At 59.8% G+C, this 13581-nt stretch carries 14 protein-coding genes and 2 pseudogenes; 9 read left to right on the forward strand and 7 right to left on the reverse strand.

The window, feature by feature from the left end:
• Positions 1–97: 97 nt before the first annotated feature.
• The 3 genes from AB7290_RS22085 to AB7290_RS22095 all read left to right on the forward strand — a co-directional run bounded on the left by AB7290_RS22085 (position 98) and on the right by AB7290_RS22095 (position 2098).
• Complete coding sequence (locus AB7290_RS22085) at positions 98–379, forward strand: DUF4118 domain-containing protein (protein ID WP_094183906.1); 282 nt, start codon at positions 98–100, stop codon at positions 377–379.
• A gap of 98 nt (positions 380–477) precedes the next feature.
• Complete coding sequence (locus tag AB7290_RS22090) at positions 478–1056, forward strand: sensor histidine kinase (protein WP_144030649.1); 579 nt, start codon at positions 478–480, stop codon at positions 1054–1056.
• A 712-nt stretch (positions 1057–1768) separates the two neighbouring features.
• The gene (locus tag AB7290_RS22095; protein WP_441253823.1) at positions 1769–2098 is read left to right on the forward strand and encodes a hypothetical protein; all 330 of its coding nucleotides are present in this window, start codon (positions 1769–1771) and stop codon (positions 2096–2098) included.
• A gap of 242 nt (positions 2099–2340) precedes the next feature.
• Here the strand turns inward: AB7290_RS22095 and AB7290_RS22100 are convergent, their stop codons facing one another.
• On the reverse strand, positions 2341–2571 hold the full coding sequence (locus AB7290_RS22100; protein ID WP_085398121.1) for a DUF6894 family protein: 231 nt from the start codon (positions 2569–2571) through the stop codon (positions 2341–2343).
• Positions 2572–3356: 785 nt separating this feature from the next.
• Here AB7290_RS22100 and AB7290_RS22105 point away from each other — a divergent pair.
• Entirely contained in the window at positions 3357–3731 is a 375-nt protein-coding gene (locus AB7290_RS22105) for a hypothetical protein (RefSeq protein ID WP_135217341.1), read from the forward strand.
• A 152-nt stretch (positions 3732–3883) separates the two neighbouring features.
• Here the strand turns inward: AB7290_RS22105 and AB7290_RS22110 are convergent, their stop codons facing one another.
• Together AB7290_RS22110 and AB7290_RS22115 are read right to left on the reverse strand one after the other, a co-directional pair.
• The gene (locus AB7290_RS22110; RefSeq protein ID WP_085398129.1) at positions 3884–4129 is read right to left on the reverse strand and encodes a hypothetical protein; all 246 of its coding nucleotides are present in this window, start codon (positions 4127–4129) and stop codon (positions 3884–3886) included.
• Positions 4126–4563 carry a hypothetical protein gene (locus AB7290_RS22115; RefSeq protein WP_144030521.1) on the reverse strand — a complete coding sequence of 146 codons (438 nt, stop codon included), beginning with the start codon at positions 4561–4563 and terminating at the stop codon, positions 4126–4128. The genes AB7290_RS22110 and AB7290_RS22115 overlap by 4 nt, the downstream gene beginning before the upstream one ends.
• A gap of 352 nt (positions 4564–4915) precedes the next feature.
• Between AB7290_RS22115 and AB7290_RS22120 the strand changes: the two genes are divergently transcribed.
• Complete coding sequence (locus AB7290_RS22120) at positions 4916–5182, forward strand: hypothetical protein (protein WP_135216012.1); 267 nt, start codon at positions 4916–4918, stop codon at positions 5180–5182.
• A 1772-nt stretch (positions 5183–6954) separates the two neighbouring features.
• Here AB7290_RS22120 and AB7290_RS22125 read toward each other — a convergent pair.
• Together AB7290_RS22125 and AB7290_RS22130 are read right to left on the reverse strand one after the other, a co-directional pair.
• Entirely contained in the window at positions 6955–7197 is a 243-nt protein-coding gene (locus AB7290_RS22125) for a hypothetical protein (RefSeq protein ID WP_085398182.1), read from the reverse strand.
• A gap of 369 nt (positions 7198–7566) precedes the next feature.
• Entirely contained in the window at positions 7567–7794 is a 228-nt protein-coding gene (locus tag AB7290_RS22130; protein ID WP_038937520.1) for a hypothetical protein, read from the reverse strand.
• A 117-nt stretch (positions 7795–7911) separates the two neighbouring features.
• Here AB7290_RS22130 and AB7290_RS22135 point away from each other — a divergent pair, with 117 nt between their 5' ends.
• The 4 genes and pseudogenes from AB7290_RS22135 to AB7290_RS22150 all read left to right on the forward strand — a co-directional run bounded on the left by AB7290_RS22135 (position 7912) and on the right by AB7290_RS22150 (position 10213).
• Positions 7912–8259, forward strand: coding sequence for a hypothetical protein (locus AB7290_RS22135; protein WP_085398180.1), 348 nt, complete (start codon positions 7912–7914; stop codon positions 8257–8259).
• Between the two features lie 2 nt (positions 8260–8261).
• Positions 8262–9182, forward strand: coding sequence for a non-homologous end-joining DNA ligase (gene ligD, locus AB7290_RS22140; RefSeq protein ID WP_441253827.1), 921 nt, complete (start codon positions 8262–8264; stop codon positions 9180–9182).
• Positions 9183–9361: 179 nt separating this feature from the next.
• Positions 9362–9820 carry a small heat shock protein HspD gene (gene hspD / locus AB7290_RS22145; RefSeq protein WP_085398159.1) on the forward strand — a complete coding sequence of 153 codons (459 nt, stop codon included), beginning with the start codon at positions 9362–9364 and terminating at the stop codon, positions 9818–9820.
• A gap of 70 nt (positions 9821–9890) precedes the next feature.
• A pseudogene (locus tag AB7290_RS22150) lies at positions 9891–10213 on the forward strand (hypothetical protein).
• Positions 10214–10599: 386 nt separating this feature from the next.
• Here AB7290_RS22150 and AB7290_RS22155 read toward each other — a convergent pair.
• Positions 10600–10750: pseudogene (locus AB7290_RS22155) on the reverse strand (cell envelope biogenesis protein TolA); the annotation flags it as partial.
• A gap of 318 nt (positions 10751–11068) precedes the next feature.
• Positions 11069–13441, reverse strand: a complete 2373-nt coding sequence (locus tag AB7290_RS22160) for a PAS domain S-box protein (protein WP_441253829.1) — start codon at positions 13439–13441, stop codon at positions 11069–11071.
• Positions 13442–13581 lie beyond the last annotated feature (140 nt).

Consider the following 13581-nt stretch of genomic DNA (forward strand, 5'->3'; position numbering starts at 1 on the left):
ACCCTCAAATCTCAGCCTCTCTCCGCGGACCGCTCCTAGACTGCCGTGCCGCCGACAGAGACAGGAACATGCCGCCAAAACAGTTCGTTTGCTTTCCATGGACCGTTTCCTGCTTCGCTTCATGACCGTTACACCCAAATACCCTGCGTGGGCGCGATACCTTTTGACCCTGGGGTTGGTTGGCCTGGCCTTCGTGGTCAACCTTCTATTGGATGACCGGTTGAGGCCCTATCCTCTGGTGCTTTTCATCCCGGCCATTTTCCTCGCCTCAGTCATCTTCGATCGCGGCTCCGGGTTTCTGGCCACCGGCGCGAGTGCGGCGCTGGCCGCGCGATACTTCATGCCACCGCCTCCGATCGCGCCATCCTGCCCCTCCTAATTTTCCTGGCGAGCGGACTGTGCATTGCCGCGGTAACGGAAGCTTTGCGCACGACGCTGGAGAAGCACTCGGAGGCGAAAGCGTACGCGAACGTGCTAATGATGGAGCTTGCCCACCGGACCAGGAACGACCTGGCGACGATCATCTCGAGCCTACGGCTGCAGGCGCGCTCGAACGCTAATCCCGCCGTGCAGGCGGCGATCGCGTCCGCCCTAGCCCGGATCGAGGTGGTCGCGAAGGTCCACGACAGGCTGCGCGACACGGCGGTCAACAGCACAGTCGATCTTGCGGCCTATCTGGAGGCATTGTGCGGGAGCCTTTCCGACTTTCACCGTGGCGTGCGGTCGATTGCGATACGGGTTTCATGCGACGAGATCACCGTGAAGAGCTCGCAAGCGGCATCGGTCGGCTTGATTGTCAACGAGCTCGTGACGAACGCCTTCAAGTACGCGTTTCCGGAGGGACGGTCCGGTACCGTGGAAGTCGACGTGCGGTCGAGAAACGAGAAAGTGGTGATCACGGTACGGGACGACGGCATCGGATGCCCGGCCGAAACGAAAAGCAGCCTGGGGACGCGCCTGATCAATCTAATGACGGCGCAGATGCAGGGAAGCATGACCAGGGTGCCCACGGCTCACGGTTGTGAGGTGCAAGTGGTCATCGTCGTCGAAAGCTGATCACCATCGTCCGTTCAGAGCGCCGATGAGGACCGAACGCTGACGCGTCCGTCGCCCGGCGCCCACTTCAGCGCAGGCAGGCCAGTCTTAAATCTCCTGCGCGCACTCTCGTGCGCCCAGCACGTTCTGCATAGGGTCAGCGGAGGATGGCTGTCGGGGTAGCTTCGGACCTCTCCTGCGGAGTAGCGGCACTTGCCGCCGTCGCAATTGGGATTGTTGTTCGGATTGTTCACCTTGGCCTCGGTCGCGCACGCTGAGTTTGCTGACGCCGTCGCAATCTGCCTAAAGTGAGCGAATACGAGTGCGTGATCGGGTGACCGGCGAAACGGCCTCAGCGCGCTGTTGCCGGACAGTGCGCTGAGGCCAGTCACGACGGGCCACCCTTGTGGGGGGCTCGGGAAAACCCGGCAACCGGACGGTCGTTCCTAAAAGAGGGGCCACTTCCCGACGAGGCGCTCGGCCCGCTGCGTCAGCTTCGCGCAGGTGCCGCGCGCTCGAAAAGCTCTGCGCTCACGTCATGGCTTCGACGGCCCCGCCGCCCCGGGCTTGCCGAAGGCAACCCTGCGGCTCTAGGGGCGGGGTCCCGTAGTGGCACGTCCGCCCCGACCCATTTGAAACCAGAACCCGGCGTAATCCGTTAGGGTCGCGTCTCCACGGCCGCCTTGCCCAAGCTTCCGGCCCCGAAGACGATTCATGAAACGGAGGCGACCATATGGAGAATCCCGATCTCAAAGCGTGGGTCGATGGCTGGATGGAGAAAGTGAAGCAAGGCGCTAAAGTCCATCGCCAGCAAGGTCTGTCACCGGAGGATGCCGAAGCGCGCGACTATGCCCCCGCTGACGTCAAGATCCTCACCATCGCCCACGTCCCGGAATCCCTGCAACAGGCGTGGCTGCAACATCTGCGCGACTTCGACGTCGCGCATCCCGGCTGTCATTTCGAGGTGATGGTGGATGCGCCCGAGATGCCGCTGCCCGACATCATCAATATGCTGGCGATCAATCCGGGGCTGACCTTCACCAAACTGCTCGAACGCAAATGAGCTGGCCCGACCGGCGGTGCCATACCGAGCCCGGCTTGGGGCCTGAAATCAGCGGGGCTTCGCTCGCCGTTTTCCTTGTCTCCGACCTGCTTGCTCCCGTGAAGGCAGGTCGGCATTGAACCAGAGTGGTGGTTGCCTCGGAGCGGCGGTGGTGTCGGTGATGTTTCTGGGATCGCTCATCATCATCGCGCTGTGGTTCTTTTACTAGAACAGCACGATGAATCCGCCAACTGAGCCAAGGCTTACGTTCGCTTCTCGGCATTAATACGCAGGACATAGAGCGTGTTTCGGGACTCGTCCACGACTTCCATCCGCCATTCGCGGTGGGGTGTGAGCTTCTCGCCGAGGCCTTGGAGTATCTGCCCAGCCGTTACCGTGGCTTCAGACCAAGCGGCGTGCTCGTCAGGTAACTCATAGCCTTCGCGGTCGAGTTCGCGGCGTTTGTGGGTGACGTGGAAGAAATAGCGCGGCATCGTCAAAATCCTACAGAGCCGGCCGCGTTCCACAACAGCCAGTGCGAAGGGCCGCTGCGCGAAATCGGTCCTGATTGGATTTCTGCGGTCATCTCCAGTTTCCTTCGGATGCTGTCCTGCCCACAACGAATTCGCGGCGAACTGGCATCTAGGACGTTGTTTTGGATCAACCATCCCCCGAATAAGCGAGACGCCTAGTGTATACAAGTGAACAGATGGAACAGGCGGTGGTGGGCATGCTCACTTCGGTGCGCTGGAGCTTATCTCGGCGCGCTCGCGGCCCCGGCGTCTCGGCATCTGTCCCAGCCTCCCGGACGCTTGGGGCCGTCGCGCGCTGATCATGTACGTGCCGCGAAACGGCGCTACAAAATGCTTGAGGTTGTCGGCGGTGAGGACGCACGATGCGCGACTTGCTCAGCCCACGCGAGAAACGGTTCTTGAGGCGCTTGGCTGCCGGGAAGACTGACGCGCAGATCGCGGTCAAGCTCGGCGGACCGTGGAGCAAGTCGCAAAGCAGAGATCCCGGTTGCTTGCGCGATTGCAGATCAATTCGCCCGACGAGATCGCTGATGCAGCCAAGCGATTGGCGAACTGGCCCAGCTATCGAGGCATCACGTAGAATCTCGCCCGCGAAACCAAGCGCACGTCTCTTGTAGGAGCGGTCGGCGCACACTATTGGGCTAGGATCAAAGATCATCCGCGCCGCTGCCACTGGTCCAGGGTTAACGAATGGTTAAGCCGGATCTGGGAGGTTGCAATGGGGGTGACCTAAAAAGAGGTCCACCATGTTGAGGCTGAAGGAAGCTGCCCCGGTATCTCGCGATTTGAACATCGGCCAGATCGACACCGCCGAGTTGCTGCTGCACCGCGTGTACGCCTTTGGAGCGGCCGAGGGAAGCCCCGGCGACTCAGTGGGGCAAGACGATGCGGGCTGGGAACGGGCAGAAATGGCTCTCCTACAGGCGGAGATTGACACCCAGCGCCAAATTATCAAGCTGCTCCGCAACGAATTGTCAGACCTGAAAAAGGAACGGGACGCTTGGCGCAGTCGGGCTCACAGGCTGTGTCGATCGGTTTCGACTGACCTCACGGCCACCCCGCGCCCCGGATCGTTTGCGGCATCTCTCCACCAACGTCGAATACATTTCCGGCAGCATTGACTCAAACAATTGCCGCAAGGACCGCACCTCGCCGACAATAAGGGTGCCCCTGGGTCATTGTACTAGAGGTGCAATGTGATTCTGACGAGACCAGAACCTTCGCCTACGTGGCGGGTCAAAAAGCTGACCTCTCCTCCTTATGGGTACGCGCCCTAGACATCGCCATCATCCAGCGCTTCTAATCCCCGCTCCTCCAGCCACCGCTTCGAGTTGAGCCGCAGCTCCATCGGCAGCGACCGCACAGCGGTGATGCACTTGTGCATCGTGTTCTCGGCCGCAGCTCGTCGTGAAAAACGACGCCCTTGCGGTTGCTCATTGCTTGAAGCGCTCGACAGCAGGATAGCGTTGCACACCTGATTGTAGCGCGCGACGTCATCGGTGCCTGACGCATCGATCATTTTCTTTCGAACACGTCGTGAATTTCGTCCCAATCCGTTTTCATCTGTTGGGCGACTTCATCAATCAAAGCGAAGGCCTGCTCGCGTGTGGTTGCGATCTTGTCGATGTTCTCGGTGATATGCGATCTACACACCCCGATGATCGCGCAACGCTCACTCCCATCGTCGGCACCCCAGTCAACATGGTTGAGCAGCTCGTTAACCGCGTCGAGAGCGGTGACTTTGAGGGCGGTGTAATCGGACATGAACCTTGGCTGGCACAAGTTTGATCGCTCCCTTTGAGAAGTTCCTGCGCCCTGACGAACGCAGCTTCCTTCGAAAGGTTGCCATCCATTGCGCGCCAGCTTGCGTACTCTGCGCAATCTCGGCCACAACGCCGCCGAACAGTACCATGCCAGTTGTAAAATGATCTGGGCCAGAATTTCAATGATCACCGCTTGGTCCCCAATGGGGTGAGATCTCCAGCGCCCGGCACAGACCTACACCGTCAGCCATGTAGATCAACTGGTGCAAGCTCGATTGTATGGATCGCAACCCGACAAATGCTCATGTCGTTCGCCAATGGCGAACACGTCATCGCCATCGACGAATACCGCGGACGTCTCTGCCATGTCTCCACGAACATTTACGACCATACTGGCGCCTCTGGTGGTTCGCTCACGCTGAGTTCTTCGCATTTTGAGCCGGAGCGGACATTCGCTTTCCATCGGTCGTTCGCCCGCATTGCAATACGGAACTGAAGGGTGGCCCAGCCTGTTTGTTTGAGTAAGCCAAGCGGAGGTTGACGTGAGGATCATTCTGATAACGACGATTTGCTGGGCTTTTTCGTGCGGATTTGCGACAGCGCAAGCCGATCCGAAGAAAGACTTGAACGCGCCAACTGGACAATCGGCACCAGAAGAAAAAGGTCAATTGCAGCCACAAGGTTGGACCGGACCGCTGGATACGAAATCGGGTGGCGCGCCGCCGGAAAGCCCGCAAGGTCAAAGCCCACCAGGAATGCAGGCAGCGCCGGACGGATCAACCAAAGTGGTGACCGAACCACGTAAGTAAGTCTCACTTGGTTTGTCGTCGAGAAGTTCCGCCGAGGATGAGCTGACCCGTAACGTCTGTCTGTGTCGGGCTGCTGGCCGCGCTTGCCGTCACGACCATATCGAGTTTGCGAGGCCGCTAATCTTTTTGTCCCGCCGGCTATTGAGCCGGCGGGCTCTCCATGCGCTGGCGCCACTTCTTGGCAGATAATTCCTTTCGCTTCGAGCTAGTGACGACCTGCCAACCTTCGTTGGGTGGCTGACGCTCTTGCTGTACTGGGGGAACGGGCTTTTGAAATCTGGCCGCCCACCGCTGCGCCAACCGTCTTTCAAATTCCAGAGGGACTATACTCACGTCCGCCACTCCAGGTTCACGGTCCTGCCGGTTGGAGCGTCAACGCTTGTCGTGTCTCAAAGGTCCGAATGCGCCGATCGGGAGGCGTAGAGATTTGGTTCAGCCCGCGGGCCCTGTACTGGCCTGTTTGAAAAATGCAGTGCCCTAAATCGTTTAGGGAACCGTTTGGTCATGGTAGTGGTTCGGCATTGGATGAACGGGAACGTGCCGACCAACGATGACAGACGCAGGCAAAGAAGCTCCACCGCAAGACCGAGGCCCATACCCTTCGTGCCCCCATTGCCATGGGGAGTTGGCTCTTGCTTTTTCGACATTCGATCCCCGCGTGAACCAAAACGTTGGGGTGTTCGAATGTCAGAGGTGCTACAGGCAGGTTTGGGAAAACGAGATAGCGTGAGGCCGCCTCGGTAGGAGACGGCTATACATTCTCGGCGTTAGCTCTTCGGCAAGGGCTCCTTATGTTCGACTTCGATCTATTTTCCAAACGCGAATGGGCGACGATGATTGTCGCTTTCGTCGCTGTAACCGCTCTCGCCCTCTACTGTTTTTTCAAATTTCTCGACTACCTGGCGCCGCACCTCTAAGGCCGCCTCAGTTGGGGGCCTCTTATTGATCCCTCTTCAGCTTGGGCCGAGCCCAGCCCGTGCCTACCAGCTCCGTTGACCATGGTCTCTCGGGGGCGGGCCTGTACGTAGGAACAAGTGGCAAATGAGCAGTTTGTTGTTGTGCTCTGGATGTTGGGTCCCCCTGCCAGCCCGAGCAACCCAACGGCCCCAGCCGCCCGGCAGCAGCTGGGGCCGCGGCTTTTTTGTTGGTGAATGCAAAAAGGCCGCCCCAGGGCGGCCTTAGTTTTGAAGCGCCGATCTAAACTCTCTGCTGAAATATGCCCGCCGCCAAACTTGTAGCTGCGAGCCGCCCGGGTACGCAATAAATCCGAAATCAAGAACCAGCCCGGCTTTCCGAGGCTATCAAGGCGCTGCGCGGCCGCTAATAACATATGTAAGCGGAACCGGGAAAAATCGGCATTTTTTGATTCCAGCAATGTGCTCAAACGAACAGAAACGCTGTGAGGGCAGAGTAATCTGAAAATCGCTTGGTCTTGCCAAGGGCCAAGCATCCCCAAGCGGCTCCGGTCCCACACCTCAAAAGCCCCCATGGCCGGGGCCGTCTTTAAGGTGGCTACCGATAGCTCACGCCGCCGATAGACCCTTTTGCGTTCCAATTGAAATCCGGCCGGACGTCGGCGCCGCGCCGGCCGCACGACCGAGAAAAGAACCGCGGCTCGAGGTCGGACAGCCGCAGATCGTCCGGCCAGTAATCGGCGTTCAGGGCTACGCTATGGCTGCATCGGTTAGCGCGATAGACAGGACGCTGCGCATGCCCATCTCGCGCATCTAGCCAGCGTAATCTTCACCGGGCGGCCCTGGGATTCACCTACCTTACCCCACATCCGAACCGGCTTTTCCTGCATGCCAACCCTTCTCTGTCGGCTGATAACGCTCTCCACGTTTCACCAGCCAGCCGCCTTCAACCATCTTCTCTGCCAAAGCCTTCGAACATGCCGGCTGGCTGCTGCCGGGGTAATACAGGCCGTCCCTGCGCTCGACCAAAAAGCCGTAGACGCGCGCCAGGCGAAGCGCTTTCAGCATGCCGGGAATGAGAACTACGGTCGTGCTCGTCATTGCTTTCCAAACGACGGCCCCACCGAACGTTCCCGAAGCCATTCGGCAAAAGCTGCGTCAATATCATCCTAGCGTCGTGGAACGAGCGCGAGCCACTGCAGGTCGTGGGCTTGGAAAAGCTAAGGCGCGTCGATTACTCAGAGAGAGCGACCAGTGGCGCCGCCTATGTCGGAAGGCATACAGACCGGATTGCCGAATCTTCCTAGACCTCAGTAAACCTCGGCGACCCCCATTACCGCCGAGGTCCAACGGTCCCGGCATGTAGGGGTGCCGGGACCGTTTTTTAGCGGACGCTCATCATGGCAAGGCCGCCTCACCTGGCGGCCTTAGCACAAAACCGAGCCCGCGCGGTAACGCCAACCGTCAACCCTAGCGGGCGCGCTTGGCGGTTTTCTTAGCTTTCTTCTCGACCCGCACGCCTTTGAATTTTTTCGCGGCTTTCTTCGCTGTTTTCGGCTTCTTCACAGCCATGAACTCGCCGGACGTCCTGTCGCGTTTGGTATAGCCGCTCGCGCCGCCGATTGTCGTTTTGGTCTGCGAGCGTTTCTTCACCGCGCCCTTGCGCGCGTTGTCGCCAGTCGGTTTATTGACGGCCATGTTTCCTCCGCTGGTTGCCTCTCGTTATAAAAGGCGCGGCTAAGCGAGCGGTTCCAACCCGAGGAACGAACCGGCGCATATCAAATTGAGTCCCGGTTCTGTTGCGTGGAGTTGCGTATGCGTCAGTCCCGATGGCTTCTGTCGATCGCCCCGAACAGCGACGAGACTGTCTACCTGGTCGCAGACAACTCCGGCCGCAATGGCAGCGCATGGTGCGAAGCAGACTTGGAGATGGCGGCGGAAACCGTCATCCAGGATCTGCTTGCCGGAAAATATCGCCAGCCGATCCGGGTAGTCGCCTTCAACACGGCCGTACGCTGGTCGGAAGATGTTTCCGAGGACATTGCCGGCGAGATCCAGCGTCGTTGCAATCTTCAACTGAGCGACGTGCCTTCGTACCTGCAGGAGTTTGTGGATCGCTACTCACCACAAGACCTGCAGCAATTCAGTCTTCGCCTGGTGTAGCGATGGCCTTCCAGGGAAAAAAGCCGGAAGCGCTGGGCGTCAAGGCGCCCTTCCCCGGCTTCATCGAGCCGGCCCTGGCGGCCTCGATCGACCGCGTGCCGTCCGGCGAGCGATGGATCCATGAAATCAAGTTCGATGGCTACCGGGTGCAGGTCCACCTCGCCAACGAAGCGGTGAAGGTTTTCACGCGGCGCGGTCACGACTGGACCAATCGCTTCCGGAAGGTCGCCAACGATGCTTGGCACCTCAAGGCCAGTGCCGCAATCATCGACGGTGAAATCGTGGTGCCCGCCGCCGACGGCACGACGGATTTCTCGGTTCTACAGAACGAGCTCAAGGGCGCCTCGACGAAGATCGTGCTCGTCGCCTTCGACCTGCTTTATCTCAACGGCAGGGACCTCCGGAAAGTCCCCCTGCTCCAGCGCAAGGCTGCGCTGAAGAAGATCATCACCGGCAGCGACGTGCAGTTCAGCGAGAGCTTCGAGATCGACGGCCGCGAGATGTTCACGCATGCCTGCAAGGTTGGGCTCGAAGGCGTCGTCTCGAAGGTCCGGGACAGCGTCTATGGCAGCGGCCGGGGCAACAATTGGGTCAAGAAAACCTGCGCCCAACGCGAGACCCTGACGATTGCCGGCTTCGCGCTTGACGAGGGCAAATGGGACGGCATTTATCTCGCGCGGCGCAAGGGCGACCACCTGATCTATGCCGGCAAGGTCGACCACGGCTTCGACAAGACATCGGCGGCCGAGCTGAGGCGGCGCCTCGAGCCGCTGGTCCGGAAGACACAGCCCTATGCCAGGATGATTGCGCACAAAGGCATCTGGGTCGAACCGAAGCTGCTTGCTGAGATCGAGTATCGCGCCAAGTCCGCCGAGGGAAAGGTGCGGCATCCGTTCTTCAAGGGACTGCGGGAGGACCTGTAACGGCGCGGCAATCGGTGACAAAATTTTTTCAGCCCCCTCTTGAAACCAAAATTGGCTTTGCTAATTTTTTTGTCGCCATCTGACGATGGCGTCCGGGCGCCTGACGGGCCCGGCCAGAGACGGGCACCGGTTGTGTCCGGTGCCGCTCGTAGACATCTTGCTCTTAGGAGGATTTGGCTATGCGCACCTACGATTTTGCCCCCCTCTGGCGCTCGACCATTGGTTTCGACCGCCTTTTCGACCTCGCAGAAGTGGCTCAGCGGGCCAGCGAGGACAACTATCCGCCCTACAACATCGAACGTCTGGCCGACGACCGCTATCAGATCTCGCTCGCGGTGGCGGGTTTCTCGCCCGACGACATCGTCATCACCGCCGAGCAGAACGTGGTGACGGTCGAAGGCAGCAAATCCGACAAGACTGAGCGTGATTTCCTCTATCGCGGTATCTCGACCCGCGGTTTCAAGCGGCAGTTCAACCTCGCAGAATATGTCCAGGTGAAAGGCGCCGCGTTCGACAACGGCTTGCTGACCATCGAACTCGTTCGCGAGATCCCGGAAGCCATGAAGCCGCGGCGTATCGCCATTGCCGGCGCAACGTCTTCCGGCAACGTCCACCAGATCGAGGCCAAGGCGGCCTAATCCATCGCCCGAGAATGCCGCGCGTCGTCCGACGCGCGGCATCCGCTTCGTCCAAAGAATGGAGGATACCATGCGGCTGACGACCGCTTCCGACGACAATGTCATCGATTTCAACACGCTGCTGCATCCCTGCACCGTGTTCGAGCACCCGGGGGATGTACTGGCAGACCCTTCGCTTTCGATCTGCGAGAAACGCGCCATTCTCGCATCCTGGGCGTCTGACGCATCGGCGATCGCTTCTTGCCCATCGTTGCGGGCACCGGTTCGACTTAAAGCGCCGGTCACCATCGACGAGATACTCGAAGCGCTGTGCGAACTCGCGGTGGTCCACGCAATCCCCCCGGAGGGAAGCCCTACCGTCTCTGTTCGACATCCAGACTTCTGGCCGCCTGAGGATCGCGATGGATAACATTGCCTTGCCCAGAGACGTCCTGAACCGCATCGAGCGTCGTTGGATGACCAAGTTCTCGCAGGCTCCTTTCTGCCAACAGTCCTCACCGCTTGGCGATGATCCACTCCGATCGCCGCGAGTTCGGCGACTGCTGGAGGGATCCTTGAGGCCTCCTACAGGAGCCAAAAGGACGGAAACCCGCCGAGCCTGACGCGCGCGAGATAACAGAAACAGACTTCGACCTCCGAAGCTTGCGCGTTTCGGAGGTCTTTCGTTGTCCTCCTTGCGGTACCTCGTCAGCTTGTAAGCCTAATCTCGCGCGCGTCGCAGCGCAGCCGTCAGCTTCTCCCTTTCCTTCTCCCACCGGTTGTGCTCAGCCTGAACACTCGACGTCTGGGTCGTCGGTCTCCTTGGCGAAGCCTTGATGGAAGAGATTGCTGCCGGCCCCACGCTTCCAGCGCTGCTTTCATAGAGGGGGCAGCGATAGCTAGATCGTACTATCCCAGAGATGTTTGGCACGTCTTCAGTTTACGCGGAATGTCGGGAGCTCACCCGCGCGACCGTGAAGCTTCGGCATACGGACGTACTGCGCAGCAGTGGTCTGTCCGCGCGGCGCTTCGGGCAAGACATTAACGAGCTCGTTGATCATCCGACCGAGCCTCGATTGCGCTGCGAGTTGCCAATCTACGAAAGCCCGCCCGGATCAATTAACCTCAACGGAATGCCTGCCTGTCGCCCCAATCGAGCGCAAATACAGAATGCGCTAACCAATGTTCCGAAGTCTTCGGGAAATCTCCATTGAGCTTCGTAATTTCGGCAGCTTGGACGCTGCCGCTGCAAGCGCTGTCGACACCTGTTTAGGGTCGCGCTTTTGCCTGCAGCGCATTTTCGAGGCTGCGGCGCAGAGTTTCCGGCGCGTAGGGCTTCACGACCAGCACCGCGTCCAAGAGCTCGGCTTCGGATTGGATCCCGCTGTCACCTGTCGCCACAACAATGCACAAGTCGGGTCGCAGCGAGCGGGCGTCCTTTGCGAGTTGCAGGCCGGACACTCCGGGGAGGCCGACATCGGTCACGAGGATATCCACGGCAGCCTGATTGAGGGCTTTCAACCCCTCTTCGGCGGAGCTGGCCTCCATCACCTTGCAGCCCAGATCGTTCAACATCTCCGTTGCTGTCAGGCGGATCAGTTCGTCGTCTTCGACGAGCAACACGGTCGCACCCTTGACGGCGTCTTCGCTTGTGGGCTGACGCGATTCCGTAGCGGCGAGACGCCGTTGAGCATGGTTGGCAAGCACATGCCTGATCTTCCGCGCAAGCGCTTCCCGCGTATAGGGCTTGGCCAAAAGCTCCACTCCCGGGTCGAGCCGTCCTCCGTGCACGATGGCGTTCTGCGTGTAGCCTGATGTGAAAAGGACTGCAACGTTGGGCAGCCGTTCCTTGGCTTTCCGCGCCAACTCCGGGCTGCGCAGGGTGCCGGGCATCATCACGTCGGTGAAGATCAGGTCGATTGGTATGCCGCTGTCGACGATGGCTAGCGCGGCCACCGCATCTCTCGCCTTCACCACGCGGTAGCCAAGATCGGAGAGCATCGACACCGCGACCTCGCGCACTTCATCGTCATCCTCGACCACCAGTACGGTTTCCTCGCCGCCTTTGATGTCACCGGAGGTGGCACTAACTAGCGTATCCTCGATGGCCATTTCTCGCGGGAAGTATAGCTTCACCGTCGTTCCGGCGCCGATCTCGCTGTAAATTTTGACGTGTCCGCCGGATTGCTTAAGAAAACCGTAGACCATGGCAAGGCCAAGGCCAGTGCCCTTGCCCTCCGCCTTGGTCGTGAAGAAGGGCTCATAGACCCGCTCCAAGATATCTGACGGAATGCCGACGCCCGTGTCAGTTACCGCGATCATCACATATTGCCCCGCAATCAGATCATCGTAGTGGCGGACATACTCGTCGTCCAAGAAGGCATTGCTGGCCTCGATGGTCAGCCGCCCCTCGCCGTTCATCGCGTCGCGGGCGTTGATCGCGAGGTTGAGAATGGCATTCTCGAGTTGATCGGGGTCGATGAGGCTGTTCCACAGCCCACCGCCGACGACCGTCTCGACCTCGATCTCCTCGCCGATGGCGCGACGCAGCAGTTCATCCATGCCTTTGATCAGGCGACCGACGTTCACCACCCTCGGCTCCAGCGGCTGGCGCCTCGCGAAGGCGAGCAACTGGGTAGCAAGTTTCGATCCCCGCGCGACGCCGGCAAGAGCGCTCTGGACTCTCATCTCCGCTCGGGCATTACCCGCGATGTCCTTGCTGAGCAGTTGCAGGTTTCCGCTAATCACCTGCAATAGATTGTTGAAGTCGTGGGCAACGCCGCCAGTAAGTTGGCCGATCGCTTCCAGCTTCTGGGACCGGATCAACGTTGCTTGCGCCGCCTGGAGCGCGGCTTCCGCCTCACGCCGTTCTGTAATGTCCCGGGTCACTTTGGCGAATCCTACGAGCTTCCCGTCGTCGTCTCGAATCGCGTCGATCACGACATGCGCCCAAAAGCGAGTGCCGTCCTTTCGGACCCTTTGACCTTCGTGCTCCCAGCGTCCTTCGCGGGCTGCGGTCTGCAGGCCTGTTCGCGGGAGGCCCGCGGCGCGATCCTCTTCCGTATAGAAATTGGAGAAGTGGCGACCGATGATCTCTTCGGGTCCGTACCCCTTGATGCGCTGGGCCCCAGCGTTCCAACTCGCCACATTGCCTTCCACGTCCAGCATGTAGATGGCGTAGTCCGTCACACTTTGGACCATTAGCCGGAATTGCTGCTCGCTTTCGCGTAATTTGGCCTCGGCCGCCCTTCGCTCGGTCAGATCCCGGGTGATCTTGGCGAAACCGACAAGCTCGCCCTTCGGCGAACGGATCGCGTCAATGACGACATGGGCCCAGAACTGCGTGCCGTCCTTGCGCACACGCCAACCCTCTCGCTCGAAGCGTCCAGTTCGCTCCGCCTCCTCCAGCGCCAACGCAGGCACTTTCTGCTCCCGCTCGGTCTCCGTATAGAATGTCGAGAAGTGGCGCCCTATGATCTCCTCAGCCTCATAGCCCTTAAAGCGCTTCGCTCCCGGGTTCCAGCTAGTGACATGCCCGTCGCGATCCAGCATATAGATCGCGTAGTCGGTGATAGCCTCAACAAGAAGCCGATAACGCCCCTCGCCGGATTGCGCAGCTTCGAAGCGGTCTGAGTTTTCCATTCGGGTCCTATCCAGCCCCGCCGATAGCTGGAGGGTTGAGGTAAAACAATACTAAGACGGTTGAGTTCCATCTAGCGTTCGGCTGACCTCTGGCCTTTGTCCAGGGCCACACGGCGCTTAAGGCGCGGGCTCGTTAGCTC

The sequence above is a fragment of the Bradyrhizobium sp. 613_E4_N2_2 genome, assembly GCF_052075995.1.
Classification (GTDB): Bacteria; Pseudomonadota; Alphaproteobacteria; order Rhizobiales; family Xanthobacteraceae; genus Bradyrhizobium; species Bradyrhizobium barranii.